General features: G+C 53.2%; 14 protein-coding genes. 5 read left to right on the forward strand and 9 right to left on the reverse strand.

Going from position 1 to position 18,053, the window contains the following annotated elements:
- Positions 1–46: 46 nt before the first annotated feature.
- Positions 47–808 (reverse strand): class I SAM-dependent methyltransferase, encoded by a 762-nt coding sequence (locus QQG91_RS08785; RefSeq protein ID WP_285769851.1) that lies wholly within the window; start codon positions 806–808, stop codon positions 47–49.
- 121 nt (positions 809–929) lie between these two features.
- Here QQG91_RS08785 and QQG91_RS08790 point away from each other — a divergent pair, with 121 nt between their 5' ends.
- The 4 genes from QQG91_RS08790 to QQG91_RS08805 all read left to right on the forward strand — a co-directional run bounded on the left by QQG91_RS08790 (position 930) and on the right by QQG91_RS08805 (position 5,012).
- Positions 930–2,051: an ABC transporter substrate-binding protein gene (locus QQG91_RS08790; protein WP_285769852.1), complete on the forward strand. Its 1,122-nt coding sequence runs from the start codon at positions 930–932 to the stop codon at positions 2,049–2,051.
- Between the two features lie 46 nt (positions 2,052–2,097).
- Entirely contained in the window at positions 2,098–3,159 is a 1,062-nt protein-coding gene (locus QQG91_RS08795) for a FecCD family ABC transporter permease (protein ID WP_285769853.1), read from the forward strand.
- A complete protein-coding gene (locus QQG91_RS08800; protein ID WP_285769854.1) occupies positions 3,153–3,911 on the forward strand; it encodes an ABC transporter ATP-binding protein in 759 nt (252 codons plus the stop codon). The genes QQG91_RS08795 and QQG91_RS08800 overlap by 7 nt, the downstream gene beginning before the upstream one ends.
- Before the next feature lie 246 nt (positions 3,912–4,157).
- Positions 4,158–5,012: a LysR family transcriptional regulator gene (locus tag QQG91_RS08805; protein ID WP_285769855.1), complete on the forward strand. Its 855-nt coding sequence runs from the start codon at positions 4,158–4,160 to the stop codon at positions 5,010–5,012.
- 256 nt (positions 5,013–5,268) lie between these two features.
- Here the strand turns inward: QQG91_RS08805 and QQG91_RS08810 are convergent, their stop codons facing one another.
- The 6 genes from QQG91_RS08810 to dctP all read right to left on the reverse strand — a co-directional run bounded on the left by QQG91_RS08810 (position 5,269) and on the right by dctP (position 11,020).
- On the reverse strand, positions 5,269–6,654 hold the full coding sequence (locus QQG91_RS08810) for an IS1182 family transposase (protein WP_285769856.1): 1,386 nt from the start codon (positions 6,652–6,654) through the stop codon (positions 5,269–5,271).
- Positions 6,655–6,923: 269 nt separating this feature from the next.
- Positions 6,924–7,883: an alpha/beta hydrolase gene (locus tag QQG91_RS08815; protein WP_285769857.1), complete on the reverse strand. Its 960-nt coding sequence runs from the start codon at positions 7,881–7,883 to the stop codon at positions 6,924–6,926.
- Positions 7,883–8,230, reverse strand: a complete 348-nt coding sequence (locus QQG91_RS08820) for a hypothetical protein (RefSeq protein ID WP_285769858.1) — start codon at positions 8,228–8,230, stop codon at positions 7,883–7,885. The genes QQG91_RS08815 and QQG91_RS08820 overlap by 1 nt, the downstream gene beginning before the upstream one ends.
- A 9-nt stretch (positions 8,231–8,239) precedes the next feature.
- Complete coding sequence (locus QQG91_RS08825; protein WP_285769859.1) at positions 8,240–9,523, reverse strand: TRAP transporter large permease; 1,284 nt, start codon at positions 9,521–9,523, stop codon at positions 8,240–8,242.
- A 2-nt stretch (positions 9,524–9,525) separates the two neighbouring features.
- Positions 9,526–9,999, reverse strand: coding sequence for a TRAP transporter small permease (locus tag QQG91_RS15555; RefSeq protein ID WP_352232094.1), 474 nt, complete (start codon positions 9,997–9,999; stop codon positions 9,526–9,528).
- 16 nt (positions 10,000–10,015) lie between these two features.
- Positions 10,016–11,020, reverse strand: coding sequence for a TRAP transporter substrate-binding protein DctP (gene dctP, locus QQG91_RS08830; protein ID WP_285769860.1), 1,005 nt, complete (start codon positions 11,018–11,020; stop codon positions 10,016–10,018).
- A 96-nt stretch (positions 11,021–11,116) separates the two neighbouring features.
- Between dctP and QQG91_RS08835 the strand changes: the two genes are divergently transcribed.
- On the forward strand, positions 11,117–12,049 hold the full coding sequence (locus QQG91_RS08835) for a LysR family transcriptional regulator (RefSeq protein WP_285769861.1): 933 nt from the start codon (positions 11,117–11,119) through the stop codon (positions 12,047–12,049).
- Between the two features lie 577 nt (positions 12,050–12,626).
- On the opposite strand, the gene QQG91_RS08845 is transcribed toward QQG91_RS08835, so the two are convergent.
- Positions 12,627–17,135 (reverse strand): NACHT domain-containing protein, encoded by a 4,509-nt coding sequence (locus tag QQG91_RS08845; RefSeq protein WP_285769862.1) that lies wholly within the window; start codon positions 17,133–17,135, stop codon positions 12,627–12,629.
- Between the two features lie 221 nt (positions 17,136–17,356).
- Entirely contained in the window at positions 17,357–17,959 is a 603-nt protein-coding gene (locus tag QQG91_RS08850; RefSeq protein WP_285769863.1) for an NYN domain-containing protein, read from the reverse strand.
- Positions 17,960–18,053 lie beyond the last annotated feature (94 nt).

The following is an 18,053-nucleotide window of genomic DNA, read 5'->3' on the forward strand; positions in this document are numbered from 1 at the left end:
CCTGCGGCATTTGCCGCCGGCGAGCGGCAGCTATGGGCCGAGAGCCCTAACGACGTGCCATGATGACATACCGGTGTTCACTCCGGCGCATCAACGATTTCCGCCACCCCAACTGTCGTGCCTGTGCGCGGTGAACTGCGGACAGGCGGCTGTCGATCCGGACGTCTGAGAAGCCCGCTTGGCGCAACAGGTCCGCTACTGCTTCGGCGCGTGCGCCATTGGCGAAGTAGACTTGGGACAGGATCTCTTGATGCCAGTTTCGCGCTTGCGCATGATCGGGGTTTACGGGACCCAGAACGCGGCTCAGCACTCGAGCAAACAGGCTTTTGCTGACGAAATCCCCATCAACGATCAGCAGAATTCCATTAGGCGCAAGCAACCTGCGCCATTCCTTGAACGCCGCCAGCGGGTCTACCAGCGTCCAGACGAGATGGCGCGTGACGATTACGTCCTGCAACCCCGAAGGGGCGGGGATGATCTCGGCATCGGCTTGGAGAAAAGTAATGTCTGCGCCCGCGGCCTTTGCCTTGGCCCTTGCGCGTGCCAGCATCGGTTCGGCCCAGTCCAGCCCTGTAACGCGAAACCCCATGTCATGGCAAAGCATCGCAATCTCACCTGTCCCAGAGGCAAGATCAAGCAAACGCCGCCCGCGTGCGTCGCCTAAGTGCTTGAGAAATAAAGACATCCATGCCCGACGCTCATCTCCGTCCGCGATTTTATGCCCCGGGTCGTTGTCAAAGGTTTCCGCGCGCGCCGACCAATAGTCGCGGATTTCGTCGCGGATATCGCGGTTTTTGATCTGATTCATGGCGTTCTCCAATTTGGGCACAGGCTCTAGTCGCTTATTCCGACTAAAAAAGTCAAGAATTAATCTTGACTCTTTTTGTATGGTTTGTTGAAAACGCTCCAAATCAACCAACGAGGACAAAATGAACACCTTCTTGAAACCGCTTTACCTTGGCGCAATGACCATAATCGCCCTGCCCGCCTTCGCCGAAACAGTCACCATCACCGATGTCGCAGGCCGCGAAGTGCAAATCGAAACGCCGGTCCAGCGCGTAATCCTGGGCGAAGGCCGCCAGTCATTCTTTACTGCCGTTCTGGAAGCGGAAAATCCGTTCCAGCGTGTTGTTGGCTGGCGCGACGATTTCATCAAAGCTGATCCCGACAGCTTTGCCGCCTATGCAGAAAAGTTCCCGCAAATCAAAGATCTGCCCGCATTCGGTGGTTTCAAAGAGGGCACCTTTGACATCGAACAGGCCGTGTCGCTGAACCCGGACGTGATGATCCTTAACCTCGAATCCAAGGCCGCGACCGACGAAGCAGGTTACGAGGAGAAACTTGCCGCCGTCGGTATTCCAATCGTCTATGTGGACTTCCGCGAAGATCCCTTTGCCCACACAACTCAGTCAATGGAAATCATCGGTGCGCTCTATGGTGAAGAAGAGCGTGCCGCTGAATTCAACGCCTTTTTCAACGAGCAGGTCGCGCGTGTCACAGACGTAATTGCGGCACAGCCAGATCTGGCGCGCCCTTTAGTTTTCGTTGAACGCGCGGGCGGCTATGCAGAGGATTGCTGCATGTCCTTTGGCAATGCGAACTTCGGCGAGATGGTCGAGATCGCCGGCGGCACCAACATGGCAACTCCGTTCATTCCTGGCACTTTCGGCACGGTGAACGCAGAACAGATCATCGCCTCGAACCCCGATATCGTCGTCGTAACTGGCGGCAACTGGGAAGCCTATGTTCCTGGCGGTGCATGGGTTGGTGTCGCGCCGGGTGCTGATATGGACGCAGCCCGCGCCAAGCTGGCCGCGCTGACAGATCGTCCGGCCTTTACCGGCATCAAAGCCGTCGAAACCGGCAACGTCCACGCAATCTGGCACCAGTTCTACAACAACCCCTACAGCTTTGTTGCCGTGCAGCGGCTGGCCAAGTGGATCCACCCCGAGCTGTTTGCCGATCTGGACCCCGAAGCGACCCTGCGCGAACTGCACGACCGCTTCCTACCGGTGCCATATCGCGAAGGCTACTGGGTTTCTTTGAACTAAAACGGTGCGGGGCGCTTTGCGCCCTGCCTTGCCCACAGGGGGTGTCATGACCGATCTAACCGCAACAGTGCCCGCCACGGGCTTTTCCTACCGCAAACTGGTGGCTCGACGGACTATCGTGCTGTCCATCCTGTGCGCAGCGCTGCTCTTGTCCGTTGCGATTGACGTATCGATTGGACCAGCGCGCTATCCGCTGGCTGACGTCATCCGAACACTCATGTTCCCGTCACAGGCCGATATACAGATCCGCGTCGTCATTTGGGATATCCGCATGCCGATGGCGCTGCTGGCGGTCACTGTCGGAGCATGTTTGTCGCTTGCCGGAGCGCAGATGCAGACCATTCTGGCGAACCCCCTTGCCAGCCCCTTCACACTGGGACTATCCGCCGCTGCCAGTTTTGGCGCGGCGGTAGCGATGGTGCTGGGCGTCGCACTTGTTCCGGCAGCGCTTTCCATCATGGTCCCGATCAATGCCTTCGCCATGGCGATGCTCGCAGCGCTATCGATTTTCGTCCTGTCCAGCATGCGCGGCGTCACGGTCGAAACCATCGTGCTTCTGGGTATCGCTCTGGTGTTCACCTTCAATGCAGCGCTCGCATTACTGCAATACTTTGCTTCCGAGCAAACACTTGCGGCCGTCGTATTCTGGACGATGGGCAGTCTGACCAAAGCAACTTGGGGCAAGGTCGCAGCAACCGCATGCATTCTGCTGATCTGCACCCCTCTCTTCGCCCGACGTGCCTGGTCGCTCACGGCAATCCGGCTGGGCGAGACCCGCGCAGCGGCCATGGGCGTGCCCGTCCGCCGCATCCGGCTGGAAACGCTATTACTTGTCTCGCTGCTCGCAGCCGTTCCTGTATCCTTTGTTGGCACCATCGGATTTATTGGCATTGTAGGCCCTCACATCGCGCGGCTTTTGTTAGGCGAAGATCAACGGTTCTTTCTGCCAGGCTCCATCCTATCGGGCGCGCTGATCTTATCGGCGACGTCAGTGCTCTCCAAAGCCATCCTGCCCGGCGCAGTGCTGCCCATCGGAATTATTACGGCATTGGTCGGCGTGCCCTTCTTTGCCACCCTCATCCTGACCCAAGGACGCCGCTCATGGTAACGCTTGCTCTTAAGGACGTCGAAGCCCGCTATGGATCAAAAGTTATCTATGCCCGCGCGAATATGCCCGTGATACGGGGCGGCGCCCTCACTGCGCTGGTCGGCCCAAATGCCGCTGGCAAATCAACCTTGTTCCGAAGGATCGCAGGACAACTGCGCGGCAGAGGAAGCGTTCAGATCGAAGGCGCAAAACAGCGAGACCTGCGATATATGCCGCAGGAGACCGGAATGGACGCAGCGCTCACCGTATATGAAAGTATCATCCTCTCGCTAAAACAGGGCACAGGAGGTTGGAGCCTTTCCGCCGCCGAATTGCTTGCTGTTGACGAAGTGCTGACCCGTTTACGGATTGCCGACCTTGCCAGCAAGAGCTTAACCGACCTGTCTGGCGGTCAACGGCAACTGGTGTCGATCGCGCAAACGCTTGTGACGCGACCAAAGGTGCTCTTGATGGACGAACCGACCTCGGCACTTGATCTATTCCGCCAGCACGAGGTTCTGGCCAGGCTGCGCGACTACGTGACCGAGACTAGCGCAGTCGCCATACTCGCGCTGCACGATCTGAACCAAGTGATGCGTTGCTGCACGCAGACCGTCGCCGTGGCAGACGGAGACATCATCGCGTCCGGCCAAACGCTTGAGGTGCTGACACCCGTCCTGATCCGCCGCCTTTATGGGGTGAACGCACGGATAGAAGCCTGCTCGCGCGGCTGCCCGATGATGATCGTGGACGGCGCTGCCATGGTTAACTGACCAACTAAGGGCTGCGCTGAGGATGGTGATGCATCGCAAGCGAGAAATGAAAGCCGTGCGCGTCGTGCGATAACCAAACCCGCACCAGTTGGCGTAACACAAGGCTCGAAAACTCTAGCTTCGGGTGGTCCAGAGTGGGTAGGCATAGCACAGAAAGAACCCCTCTATTTCCACTTGCGTTGGAATTGGCAGCACGATTAACTTCAATCAATCTTGAAGTTTTGAATATTTTTTCAGGAACACTGGATGGCACTGAAGCTAGAGATGCTGCGCGTTTTTCAAACTGTCGCAGAACAAGGGTCACTTTCTTTGGCCGCAGCAAAGCTGGGGCGAACGCCCTCTGCGATTTCAATAATGCTGTCGCAGCTCGAAGACAACATTGGCGACCGTCTCTTTGAAACCGATCGAAAAAACAAACTCACCCCACTTGGCGCACTGGTCCTAGCGGAAAGCCGAAGAGCGAACGAGGCGTTTGTGCGCAGCACCGAAGCTATTCGTCGTCATGCAATGTCAACCGCAGGGTTGATCCGGATCGCAGCGGTGCCATCAGCCACCGTAACGCTCTTACCGAACGTAGTGACTTCGTTTAGAAAACACAGACCGGATGTGAGACTGGAAATCAGTGACGTTGATACCGCTTCGGTCGTGAGGCGAGTTCAATTAGATGAAGCTGACATTGGGATTATCTCGTCAGAAACAGACACAGGTCACGACGGCGAAATAATCCTCACGGACGAATTAGGAATCGTTTGCCACAAAGAGTCAGCCATCTCAGCAGCATGGTCAGAAGGCCGGCAGACCTGGGACGTTCTAGCGCTTGAACTCTTCATCGCAAACCCACTTTGCTCGATCGTAAAAGCACCAGAAGTTCAGGCAATACTTCTCGAGTGCAACCTAGAAGCCAAGAACACGACGGCTCTCTTGGCGTTTGTGAGAAATAGGATTGGTGCGACGATCCTCCCCAAAAGTGCGATGATCACAGAACCAGATTTAATGTTTCTTTGCCCCGCCAACGATCAAGCGAAACGGCACCTTATTAAGATTCACGCCCCCGATCGACAAATGAGCCCCGTCGCTCGGCAGTTTTGGGATAAATTGTAAACTTTCTCACTTTCCTTCAAGCGGCACACGAACATCCAATTTTACATTTACCCAAAAGTGCAGATGCATAACGAATGCCGTCTTATCGCCCAATCAGCAGGCAGCCTGAGCAAATGAAGCTGTAGAAAAATGGCGGATTTTGTTGAAAAAGTCGGCCTGAGAACGCATTTTGAGCTGCGCTTAGACTTGTGTCTCGACGCTTGGTTCGGACAATCGTCCGCCGTGCCGCCTCGCGGCGACTATCTGGCCACTTAGATCATGCTGTGGCCTCCGAGTTGGCGCACTGAGGCCGCAGCTTTGCGAGCTTTCGGAGGTTCTGGGCGATGGCGGCGAGAAGGAATTCGTCCTTTGCGCTGTTTGGTTCACTAAGCCTGAGCCGCGTGAGGTTCAGAATGCGCTTCAGACGTGCGAAGAGCATCTCTACTTTCTTCCGCTTGTCTCGGGATACCTTGTAGGCTTTAGTCTTGCGACATTCGCGGGCGAACTCGCGTGCTTCCTCGTGGGGTTCACGGGTGACGTATCGGGCCTCCGCTTTCGGGCAGCAGATGTCCTTGGATGGACAGGTCTGACATGTCGCCTTCAAGGCGCGATATTTCTTCCGTCCGCCGGTGTCCTGACCCCGGTTCGGATCGGAGTAGTTCCGGCGATATTGCTTGAGGGCCTGACCCTCGGGGCAGATGTATTGATCATTCGCCTCGTCCCATTCGAAGTCGGACCTAGACCAGGTGCCATCGGTCCGTTCTGATTTGTCGATGACAGGTATAAATGGGATGATGCTGCGCTGCTCAACCAGCCATCCGAGGTTCTCGGCGTTGCCATAGGCAGTGTCGGCAGCCAGCCAATCTGGTCTGATCCCGAACCGTTTTTCGGTTCTGTCGAGCATCGTGCGCGACGCCCCGACTTCGGCCTGGCGAATGGCTCGCGTCGCCTCAACATCCATGATTACCGAGCTTTTGGTGTCGATCAGGTAGTTGGTGGCGTAAGCAAAATAGGGGCGACTTTCCTCGGCGCGGGTCCATTGCGCCGCCGGGTCGGACTTGGCCACGAACTTCGGCTGGGTCGGTGACGCGGCGCCGAATGCGGCATCATCCAGCGTGTCCAGATATTCCCGCGCCGCTCGGTTGCCAGCCTCGCGCGCGACCTCAGGGCTCCAGTCCTCGGCTGCGATTGACCGAGCCTTGTTGGCGTCAGCGGAGATCAGGCTGGCATCCACGGCAAAGCCCTCGCTAGAAACTAAGTCCTCCCTCAGGCACCGTTCAGCCGTGGCTTCGAACACCTGTCGCAGCAGGTTGCTTTCGCGAAACTTGCCATGGCGATACCGAGAGAACGTAGAATGATCCACGACCTTCCCCTCCATGCCCAGCCGACAGAACCACCGATAGGCGAGGTTCAGATGGACCTCGTCGCAGAGGCGACGTTCCGATCGGATGCCCATGACGTAACCGATCACCAACATGCGGATGATCAGCTCTGGATCAATCGAGGGACGCCCAAGGTGGCTGTAGAAGGGGCGAAGAGCCTCCCGCATTCCATCCACGTCGAGAAACCTGTCGATCTCACGAAGCATATGACCAGATGGAACATGACGCTCCAGATCGAAGTCATAGAACAGCTGCGCCGGTGCCGTATGGGTGCCCATCATGACGAAATCCTCCAATCCCCTCATATTCGAGTGAATCAAAGGACTTGCCGCGCTGCAACAAAGACTTTTTCAACAGCATCGGCTGTAAGCGGTCATTCGCTACGCTTAGAGCCAATGACCGCTTACAGCATTTACATCACTTGGCCTGTTCTGCATCGCCCGCATCTTTTTCGATGTTGGCTGTGACAGCTGCGAAGCCGTCGAGTTGGAGCGATACGGAGACGTGTTTATAAGCTTGGCTCGATGCGTAGTCTATACTTGGTACATGCTCAATGGATATCTCTGCGCAACCAATCAGCAACCATTGTCGCAATTTCGTCAGAATTATTGTCCATCATCGGCATGTGAGAGTTTCCATAAATGCCGTATTTAGGCAAATCCATGACCTCCACATACCCACCTAAATCACGCAATGTCTCCGAATGCAGTATAGCGTCAGACTTATAGGTCTTCCAGGCATTGTGGCTGTCACAATTATCTCCCCAAATGTAATAGTGCGGCACGTGGGCAGCTTTTATGAGATCATCTTTACTCAGATTAGGTGCACCTGCAGGCTCTAGCAGTACCACTGCAGCAATCCGCTCAGGCAAACGTGCAGCCAAGGTTTGAGCAAACCAACCACCTTGAGAATGGGCAACTACGATAACGCGCTCAAATCGCGAAATCAGATGCATATAAGCAGAAATGCTTGCTTCAGCATTGGTTGTCCAACGTGGCACAAACTGAGCGCAGAGTTGATCAAAGCTCTCGATTGGGAAACGCTGGCCCAAATAGGGTCGTCTCTGACCAAAATCCTTCGCTTCACCCATTCGGAACAGATACCAGGCATCCTCGGCCGTCCGAAAGAGGGGTGCGCTATCGTAGATTTGCGGATAGGGCGACCAAGAGGAACGCCCCCTTTCGACGGCATCAGACACCACAACATCGTATCCTTTACGAAGGAAGAACTGTGACCAGCCCGCACGGTCATCTGGCGTTGTTTCCCACGTCACCCCTGTCATCGCACCACCGTGCCAAAAGAGGATTGGAACTTCACTGCCTCGGTTCTCTAGCATAAAATGCTGTGCGTAGAGTTGTCCGCTAATATAGTGCCCGTTCAAGTCCACAGTTCGAGGAGCTGCGTCAGGGGAGACTCTGACGTCTTGAGAAGGCTGCCCAGTGAGTTCGACTGCCGCACCACCAACATGGAACGATCGGATATCGCGTAGAGAAATCGCACTCATTTTCATTACAGGGTTTCCTGACTGTCGAAAGCAGCGATCTGAGACTGATCTACTGCGATCAATCGGACTCGCACCGTGCCGTTAAGGCTTTCATGCAATAAATTGTGAAGGTTTTGGGCGGTAGCTGCACGGACCGCCTCGGTGCGGCCTTCCGCAGCTCTATGGTGAACGAGACACAAAATCTCGCAACCCACAGGCGCACAGAGCGCCGCCGTAATTGTTATTTGCACGAGCCTTTCATCGGTCGAAAGACCTTCGACAAGTGCCAACTTAAGGCTGTTCATGATTTTGTCTGCGTCTGTCGCGAGGGCTGCTACGATACGCGGTGCGACGATAATTTGAGCAATAGGCATGACGATTTCCTATCTTGAGCCAAACACTAGGTCGGGGAGCCAAGTAGAGGCGGCCGGCACCAAAGTGATGAAAACCAGCAAAACCAGCATGAGGCCAATGTAAGGGATCACCCCTCGAATAACCTTATCTATGCCCGTATCAGCTACAGATTTGAGGACGAAAAGGTTAAGACCGACTGGGGGTGTTAGCAGTGCTATTTCCATATTAACGACAAGAATTACACCGAAGTGGATAGGGTCGATATCTAGCCGCAATAGAACCGGAACGATCAGCGGTACAAAAATTAGAATTACCGAGATTACCTCAAGGAACATGCCAAGGATGAACATGATGAGATTGGCCGCAATTAAAAACTGCAATGCTGTCAAGTCCATCCGCTCGATCAGCTCTACCAGGGCACGTGTCACGCCAGCACCCGTTAGCCAGTGAGCAAACGTCACCGCTGCCAAAACGATGAAAATAATTACACCAGTCTGACGTACACCATCAGCAAGGATGGGCAGAACGTCGCGCAATCCAATTTCTCGATAAAATGTCAGCGACACGATCAAGGCAACTATTGCCGAGAGACCAGCAGCCTCAGAGATCGTAACGAGACCCGAGTAAATACCGCCAAGAATAATCGTAGGAACTAACAATGCTGGTAAAGCGTTGAGGTTGGCCCGCACAAACTCACCACGATCCATCGGGTTCTCTACCGGCAAATCGTTACTGACTGCGTAGTACCGAACGTAGGCCATAAGCAGCCCCGCCTGGATGAGCCCTGGGATTACTCCTGCAAGGAATAAGCGAGGCACAGACTCATCGACGATAATACCGTAGATCAGCATCGCAAGAGACGGTGGAATAAGAATACCGAGCGTGCCACCTGCGCCAATTGTACCGGTCGCGAACGTGATTGGATAGCCACGTTCCTTCATAGCCGGGATAAGTACAGCGCCAATAGCTAGTGCAGTTGCGACTGACGATCCCGAAATTGCTGCAAAGAGCGAAGTGGCGAGAATGCAAACAATACCAAGCGCACCGCGTGTACGTCCGACCCAGGCTGACGCCATGTCAATCAAGGCACGAGCGACACCTCCTCGCTGCATAAACGTCGCAGCAATAACAAACAAAGGCACGGCGACGAGTGTGTAAGAATTCAGGTGGTTAGCGTATTGTTGCCCAAGCGAAACTAGTGGTGCACCTTCGACCACCCAGACCAATACTGCCAGTCCGGAAAGCACAAGGTAAATTGGCACACCAACAAGTAGTAGAATGAAGAATAAAATTAAGACAGAAGTCAGTAACATGTTTAGCTCTCCCTTCCGCTCACGATCAACATGAGTTGCCATAGGTACGTCGCTGCAGTTAGGCCAAAGCCGATTGGGATAGCCGCGTAATAGGCCCACATGGGAAAACGGATCGAGCTGTCAGATCGTTCGCCTAGCAAAATCGCGAAATCAACCATTAGCCAACCGGCCCAAGCGATACATCCTGCAACGGCTACGCCGAAGAGGCACGCAAATAGCTGCAATGCGACTTGGCCACGTTGTGGGAGCCGATCGGCCAACAATTCAACAGAGACATGCATTCTGTCACGGATCAGACGGCTCGCACTCAGCATAACGGACCAACCGATAAAATAGACAGTGACCTCTGCACCCCAATCAGGGAGATTTGTTGGCGCGACGAACCGCAATACAGACTCACTTACTGTCAATATTGCGGCTGCAAGGGCGAGGAGACCGGTTGCCCCGGTCTCCAGCCCGACAAGAAGGGACTTCATTTCAACAACCGCCTAATCAGTCGCCGATAACGGCAGTAATCTGGTCGATGAAAGCAGGATCGATACCCAATTCCTCTACCAGTGCAGGCTGACCTGCCATCAACTGCTGACGCATTACTCCCAGTGCCTCAGCATCTGGATCAGACGTCATGATGCCGTTCTCTGCATTCAGCTCGCGAGCTTTCTGCTGACGCTCAGCTGCAAAATCACGTTGGGCATCAACCATCTCGTCCCAAGTATCTGCCAGCAATGCACTTAGATCCGCAGGTAGTTTGTCGAGTGCGCGTTGACTGATCAAAGGAACATACTGAACAATGGCCTGACGGTCTTCCATTGCGTACCTTACGCCCGCATCCCATAGTTTTGCAGACGCTACAGATTCTTGGGTAGACCAAAGAGATGAAATCGTTCCAGTTTGAAGAGCTTGCGGCACATCAGGCCAAGAGATCTGAACAGGAACTGCGCCCATATTCTCGTAGCGCTGCACCGTTGCAGGTCCTCCTGGCACGCGCACTTTAAGCCCAGCAAGGTCTGATGGCTCAGAAAGTTCGATGTCAGTCGAGAATACAGTCCCAAAGCCGAGGTCAATCGGGCGGCCCAAAACAGTCACTCCGAGTTTTTCTTCGATCATTCTATGCAAAGTATCACCGACTTCACCGTCAACGACGGCATAAATCTGCTCCCGATCTAACCCATAAAACATGGGTAGCTGCTCTAAATCTGCTTCGGGGACAAAGCGAGAGATCAGCTGATACTGAGGAATAGCCATATCTATTGCGCCCTGCGCAACTGCCGCGGCCGCTTCACTATCTTTGTATTTTGCTGCCGCTTCAAAAATCTCGAGCTCGAGGCGCCCTTCTGACTTTTCTTCAATTGCTTGTGCAAAATCTCTCAGCCAGACATTTCGAACATGCTGAGGGCTCGTGTCGAGGGTGACGGTGATTGTATAGTCAGCGGCATAAGCCGCGCCGGCGATTACTGCGCACGCTGCGGTAGCTGCCATGAGTGCAAAACGTTTCATGTGTTCCTCCCTAAAACTGAGTCTGCGTATAAATCCATATGGCAAAATAATCTCATATGGATTGCATCTATCGACATAAGAATTATTGTATAGATTATGACACAAATCGCTCACCAGTTCGATCTTGTCCGTCTCCGAGCTTTCATGACTGTAGCGGAGGAGGGATCGATTACGGCTGCCGCTTCAGTGCTGGGCGTAGCGCAACCTGCCCTCTCAGCATCCATACGTCGGCTCGAAAACGATCTTGGACAACAACTTTTCGAACGCTTGCCTCGTGGTGTAAAACTGACAGAAACAGGCCGTTACCTCTTGCCAAAGGTCTACGAAGTATTCGGTGTTCTAGGAAAACTTCAGATTGAACTACATCAGATTGGTTTCGAACCCTCCGGCGAAGTTTCGATCGGCTTACCTCCATCTGTGTCTGTGGTAATGACACAGCCATTGCTACACAGGCTGTCCACAAGGTTTCCAAACGTGTCCCTTCGAATTGTCGAGGCGATGTCGGGCTATTTATATGACTGGGTCGGGACCGGCGATCTCGACATTGCAATTACTTTCAACTGTCAAGATACGGATACCGTAATCACACGACCTATAATGCAAGAAGAAATGATGTTGATTGGCGAAACCAAAAAGATGGTTGGCTTCCCCTGCCCATATCCCGTCAGCAGAATTCCAGAATTACCGCTAATTGTGACGTCTACAAGGCATGCTCTACGGTCCGACTTAGAAAGACAGGTTGAGGCACTCGGGTTAAAGCTTGATATCTTGTACGAGATAGACGCCGGTCATCAACTGGTAAAATTGGTGAGTTCTGGAATTGGTTTTGGTGTGTTTGCACAGAGCGCATTTGCGAGTGAATTGCTCAATAGCCAAGTTACTGCGATCCCGTTGGCACCGCGCTACCTTCGCACCGTGGGGGTGAGCCACCACAGACGGATGCTGGGCGATCCAGCTTTGACTACAGTGCTAGCAGAGGTTGAAAGCTTGATTGAAGATTTGCACAGATCAGGCGGTTGGCCGACATAATTGGCCGAAGGGGTAAAGCATCGCTACTCAAGTTAGGCCGCCCGCGGCGGGATCGCAGAAGGCATGCGGAAGTCTCTCATGTGGTGGATGGACGAGCCGCTGATGATTGGGTCCGAATATCTCTAGCCAAGTCGTTTCCGCAAGCGGCTTAATATCTCGACATGGCAATACGCGCGTCTGGTGTGGTAGTGGGTCAAATCAGTCGATCTGGAACCGAGAGCATATGGCACTCATGCAATGCGGCGAACCAAGGTGGCGCAGATCGACCGGAAGACCGGCAACCAGCATGTTGTTCAGCGCCTGCTCGGCCACATCAAGATGGACAGTACAGTCTGATACCTGGGCGTCAAACTCGAAGACACGGTCGCGATCGCATGGGCCGTAGGAACCAGAAAGAGCTAGACCGCCTTGGCAAGCGGCCCGGATATGCTGTTGGACTGCCAAGCCACGAGAGGCAACTTCGGGCTCTGTGCCCCCTCCTTAACTGTAATGCCGATAAACCAAATCGGCGGATTGCGGACATTTGCTGCAAGAGAAAAGGAAAGAGACGAGACGATATTGGGTGCCAGTTTTTTTCCTAAGTGTCCCGCACCCATTTGAGTGATTTCCAGCCCTTCTCATCCCGCCAAATGGCTGCTTCAAACCTTGGACGACTAGCCTGTTCGTTGTCGCCGTTCGGCCACGCACTTCGTTCTGCAATGAACAGCCAAATCGCTTCCAGTTCATGCGCCGCTAGATATTCGTCGAAAACGTTCGCATCAATGACCACACCCGATTGGTGATCCTCCCCGCCCATGAAAACCCTGAACACTTCCTCACCGCTTTCGCGCATCCAGCTTCGAAAGTCCTCTGATCTTTTCACCAACCCGAGTTCTTCAGCGAACCAACGTTGCGGCAAATAGGTCGAGAGACCGTCAGGCAGTGTTTTGTCCAAGTGGCTTTCCCATTGGTAGCTCGCGACGGGAATGGCGATGGGACAATCATCTGGCGTCTTCCAAATGTCATCCGTAAACTTTGTGGTCTCCCAAGTATCGCGCCAGAAGGCTTCCCCGATGTATGGCCCGTCTACATACTCTGTTGGCTTGAAGCTCCATACGTCGATTTCTTGTTGTTGTTGCAGGTGAACGGCTAAATTCTCGGCTTTACCTCTGGGTACCAGCACACATTGAAAGAAACGGAATTCCTCTATTCTCAAGTTGTGACTGAAGCGGCCAGTCTCCTCATATGTGTCCCGATCATGCACATGGTCATAAAGCACAAGCCAATCACGCCCATCGGGACTGTGTCGGCGAATGATATCAACCGCCGATGCCGCAGGATCATGTTGCATGGGCCAATCCAATAGCTCAACCTCAGAAACCTCCGGAATCTCTATTCTGGGTTCGATGATCCATGCGTCAGCTTCCCGTAGATACTTTTCCAAACACGGGTTGTTAGGCAAGACCGTGGGTTCCAAGTTGCGGCGAAAATCATGGTGGCTATGCCTATAAAGTGCGGGCCCCGAGTTCCATCCTTGGATCGACCAATAGTTGTCGGCTAGTCGGGCCTGGAGTTCGTCAAGAGCAATGCGTTGGTACTTCTTACCAATTCGTTCAAGATCATTGTGATGCCGAGAATACCCGCCGCCGTGTCCATCTCTTGGAAAGAGTTCCTTGGTCCAACCTAGTTCGTATGCGCGTTTGACGATCCACCAACGGCATTGTTGGATGTTTACACGCTCATAGTCTTCGTTGCTCAAGCCATCTCTGAAATAGACCTCGGACATCTTTCGACGGTCATCATCTGTTAGCAGGTCTTCAAAACTGGTTCGCAGCGCATCGCGATGATTTTCTTCTTCCGAACGTTCGGGTTCTGACTCATCTAAAAACTCTCCGGATGGAACGACACGAATAACGAATTCGACTGGAAAGCGTGTAGCTTCCTCATACGCTTCCAAAGCATCTACACGATCTTGATGACCCGCAACGATTTCGTCGTAGCAGATTTGCTTCAGTTCAGCCTTGGACTTTGGTGCGGGTTCAGACAGTGGTGTGGTCAGGAAGTCCCGCACACGGCGAGGAATGCTGTGTTTTCCATAGTCACCCCACTCAGAACCTGCTGAGCGGAAAATCTTCTCATCACCACTGGCCTTCGCAGTGCTTTCAACTTCACCTTCAGTCAATCCGAACAGCGGAGGTTCGGTTGAAAAGGGATGATAGCATCGGTTTAATTCAACAGATGATCCTGTCGAACCATGAAATTCTGCAAGCTCGATGATCCCAAGTGCGTAGTCTCTCGTTAGCAAGGCAACAGGCGGTTTACCCGATGCGAAAGCTGCGTCGTAAACGAGTTGCGAGTAGCTGCTTAGTCGGCCAGCTTCGGGATCGTTGCAACACGCTCCAAAGGCCGCAGCATAAAGTCTTTCTATAATATATGGGTCGTCACAGTCCTGCATTTTTTGCAACAGAGTTTCAAATACGCCACCATGCCTCAAGAACACAGATGTCAGGGCCTTTGTCGCCCGATCACGCAGTGTCATATGTGACGAGGAAAGCGACCAAGTCAGAACGATTGCAGCGAGATCCACATGCCGTGGGTCTGAATTTTCGTCAGCCGCCGAAAGCGACCACGAAACGATGCGGTCAATTTGGCTAAGTTCCTCTCTGGAAGAATAGTTGATCCATTGCGTCCAATAGCTGTCGCGTTTCGCGAGAGGGAGTCTCTTCAAACAATCGTGGAGCCGATGGGCATTGTACGGATGACCGCTCGTCATCGATACTTCTAGAAGAAGTTCAAGAGTTTCCACGTAACCCGAGTCCAAGCCATTCAGGAGCGTTCGAGTATCATCGCTGAAAGCATCGATCTGACGCCACTTGAAGCTCTCTGCAAACGCAGGTTGGAACGGGTGGTCTTGTAACCAGTGCTTTTCCCAATTGGGAAGTGACAAAACGAATTCAGTCCCTACACGTTCTGGATAGATCGTTGATAGCGCGGCCACCAAACCCGCGAACTGATGGCGCACACATTTACCAACATCGTTTTCGTAAAACAAAAAACCTAGTGGTCCAGATGGGGCGAACGCGCTGCTAGGATCATCGTCCGAACTCAGTGCCAAGACTTTGTTCACAAGCGCGTCCGCCATCAGATAGTCTTGGAATCGTTGGAACGAAAATCTCACCAGGTCCGCTGGTGGAAAAAGTGGGTTGTCGTCCTCGCTGTACGGCGGAGGATCACGACGAAAGAGGTTGGTCTGAATGAAGACATCCAGCCAGGTCTTTCCTTCCGGAGCAGATCGATTGCCGATGATATTGGCAATGATTTCGTTCGCTCGATCAACTGCGAGGAAGTCCTGACCATCGTCTGCCATTTGCAATGAAATGGCACTGACTAGGCGCTTTAGAGACCTTGAGATTTCATCTGATGTCGCGGTTGGCACACCCATCCGAGTGCTGAAACTATCCAGATACAACGCCATTAGTTGCGATACACCATTCAGGCCGCGTGGGAACTCTGTTGCTCCCTTGGCTGCAAGGGCTTCGCTAGTGCTCTTCAAGAATAGTGGGTTAGAAAACTCTGGAGATAACCATGGTGTATTGGGGCGAGATATGCCCTTCTTGTCCAGGTATTGGATCGCTGCCCGCTCCCTTTCTTCCGGAGTATGAAATCCTTGGATACGATACATAGGCAAGCTCTCTTGGAGGGCTTTGGGTATCGCGTAATCCGCGTATACATCACGGCAGGAGACAACAGCGGCCAAGTACGGATATGACTGGATCGAAGCAACGACAGTCGGCAGCCAGTGCTTCCAGTAATGAGCTCCGACGCCTTCATTGATGGCATCGATTAGAATTAGCGTTCGTGCACCCAGACGCTCCCCTACGGCATTGAGCAGTCCTAAAATCTCAACAGCGGAGTTGCCGTTAATCCCCAGAAGTTGTCCAAGCTGGGTCCAGAAAGGAGCGTCACCAAAGTCGTGGCCCAACACCAATACCGTCGGTAAATCCTGCTCCACCCTCTTGGATGCGATTTGACCGAGCACGTGAGATTTTCCTGACCCCGCCTCTCCCAAAACGAGAGCGCATTGTTGGGCTTCGGCAATGAGACCTTTACCGGCAAGAGTGTCTCGGATTTCGTACACTGCCGAGCTAAGCTCCCTTAGGGAGTGGGAAACAACTTCTACCTTGCGTTTGTCCGCTTCATTCTGAGCTTCCTTGTCGATTGAATAGAAAAGTCGTTGAACCTTTGACGTGTTCGAACTTAACCGGCTGGCCACATCAACCAACACTGCCCAGGTCCAAATTGTCCCAGGGGTGAATTGAACCATGGGCTTAGATGATGTCAGCGTCTCCCAGTCTGTTTGCATCTCCTGTAAGAGGTCCTGATCTGGAACAATTTCAGTCGTGGTAAATTCGATATTTGGCACCCGGTTCTTCGTCAGACCGTCAATGGCGTCGTTCAGTGTTCGCCTCGTTTCAGGACCACGTACAATCGCGTCAAACAAGTCTTCTATGCTCACTTCCACATGGTCATCCGGGTTGAAACGATCATCCAGTTTCAAAGTGGCTGATGAAACTTGGTTCTGGAACCAACGATTGTCCAAGACCTGTTCGCCAAACCAGTGTTCGCAAAGCGGTCCATTGCCCTCTGCCATAAGCTTATCGGCGAGTGCCGTCATACCCCAAAGTTCGAACTCCAGAGTGATCGAAAGCTTGGCGGCATCGGCTTTCCATTTGGCTACGTGGTCATCCCATTTCTTCTGCTGAGATTTACCTCTCGCCTTGGGCCCGCGATTGGGCGTCAGATCAAAGGGCAACGCGAAGATGTATTTGACCAGTTCAGGATGTGTGGCGAGAGCCTGCGTCACAGATTTGTCCATCTGTCGCCACTGGGCATCTTCTAGGCTGCTGAAGAACTTGGATTGGTATCCGACCTTCGAACCGTCATTGAGCAGCCACAAAGCTTCGACCCCGCCGTCACCGCCTCGCCCGTCGTTAGGTTGAAATTCGACGGCATCATCAACCTTTTCTCGCCTTGCTAGAACTTTCAGCAAGTCCTCAAATGAGTCCGTTTGACCTCGCCCGAAGTCATTTATTTTACTAAAATCCATACACGCCCGCCCGAAACACCGCTTCTAATCATCTTGGAATTGTATATCGCAACCAGCACGGAGAAATAAGTGCAATCGGGTTGTTTAATTAGGTGGCCTCTATGCTGTGCAAACGATACCGCAGTGCAGCATAGAATAACTTCTTCAAAGTCCGCTTAGGGCCGGAAGCGACACGCCGGTTTGTATGCGAACTAATATTTCCCCGGCTTGCTAGTGCGTCGTCAGAGATTGGCCGCACTTGGCGCACCTATCACCTTATTGGTCAGCGCAAAGTTCAACCAAAGTCGCCCAGCGCGATAGCCACCGCGCACGAGATGACCCTCAACTGTTACTTCTGGATACTGGTCAATCCAGTCTCGGAAGCGATCGTTGGTCACGATCTTGGCCTTCTGGTCCCGAGCTGCAGCGAGTATGACCTGATCAGCGGGCGTCGCCTTTGGGACAACCATCACGCGGGCAACCGGTAAACTCAACATCGCGGCAAGTTCTGCCTCACCTTGGTAACGGCCACAAAACTTGTAGCCGACATTGGCGTCGAACACGACGCAAGGCGCATAACCCTCTGCGGTCAAAAACTCTATCGTTTCCTGGACAGTCGCAAGGTCAGGATCCCCACCCTTCCAATGCATGATGTTCGAGCCATCCAAGATGATCCAGCGTTTTTGGGAAAAAAGCGAGACGCCATAGCCGCTGAACCGCTTTAGGAGCAGCAACAGGCTCGCAACTACGCTCGGAAAACCGATCAATAGGAGGTCATCAAGGCCCGGGACAAGCAGTGCGGCACAAAAGACCAAGAGGGATAGAAAGAAAATAAGGAACAACATAGACACCAACCACCTAAATATACTCACCAAAAACAACGTCAGCCTCGATTGCGCAATCGGTTTCTATTTAGCCCAGTTGGCCTCGCCCCCACTT

The organism is Marivivens sp. LCG002 (genome assembly GCF_030264275.1).
Taxonomy (GTDB): domain Bacteria; phylum Pseudomonadota; class Alphaproteobacteria; order Rhodobacterales; family Rhodobacteraceae; genus Marivivens.

Coding starts and splice junctions, on each gene's coding strand:
- dctP (WP_285769860.1), bottom strand. CDS start 11,020: ATGAAACGTTTTGCACTCATGGCAGCTACCGCAGCGTGCGCAGTAATC.
- QQG91_RS08810 (WP_285769856.1), bottom strand. CDS start 6,654: ATGATGGGCACCCATACGGCACCGGCGCAGCTGTTCTATGACTTCGAT.
- QQG91_RS08790 (WP_285769852.1), top strand. CDS start 930: ATGAACACCTTCTTGAAACCGCTTTACCTTGGCGCAATGACCATAATC.
- QQG91_RS08835 (WP_285769861.1), top strand. CDS start 11,117: ATGACACAAATCGCTCACCAGTTCGATCTTGTCCGTCTCCGAGCTTTC.
- QQG91_RS08805 (WP_285769855.1), top strand. CDS start 4,158: ATGGCACTGAAGCTAGAGATGCTGCGCGTTTTTCAAACTGTCGCAGAA.
- QQG91_RS15555 (WP_352232094.1), bottom strand. CDS start 9,999: ATGAAGTCCCTTCTTGTCGGGCTGGAGACCGGGGCAACCGGTCTCCTC.
- QQG91_RS08795 (WP_285769853.1), top strand. CDS start 2,098: ATGACCGATCTAACCGCAACAGTGCCCGCCACGGGCTTTTCCTACCGC.
- QQG91_RS08815 (WP_285769857.1), bottom strand. CDS start 7,883: ATGAAAATGAGTGCGATTTCTCTACGCGATATCCGATCGTTCCATGTT.
- QQG91_RS08800 (WP_285769854.1), top strand. CDS start 3,153: ATGGTAACGCTTGCTCTTAAGGACGTCGAAGCCCGCTATGGATCAAAA.
- QQG91_RS08825 (WP_285769859.1), bottom strand. CDS start 9,523: ATGTTACTGACTTCTGTCTTAATTTTATTCTTCATTCTACTACTTGTT.
- QQG91_RS08820 (WP_285769858.1), bottom strand. CDS start 8,230: ATGCCTATTGCTCAAATTATCGTCGCACCGCGTATCGTAGCAGCCCTC.
- QQG91_RS08845 (WP_285769862.1), bottom strand. CDS start 17,135: ATGGATTTTAGTAAAATAAATGACTTCGGGCGAGGTCAAACGGACTCA.
- QQG91_RS08850 (WP_285769863.1), bottom strand. CDS start 17,959: ATGTTGTTCCTTATTTTCTTTCTATCCCTCTTGGTCTTTTGTGCCGCA.
- QQG91_RS08785 (WP_285769851.1), bottom strand. CDS start 808: ATGAATCAGATCAAAAACCGCGATATCCGCGACGAAATCCGCGACTAT.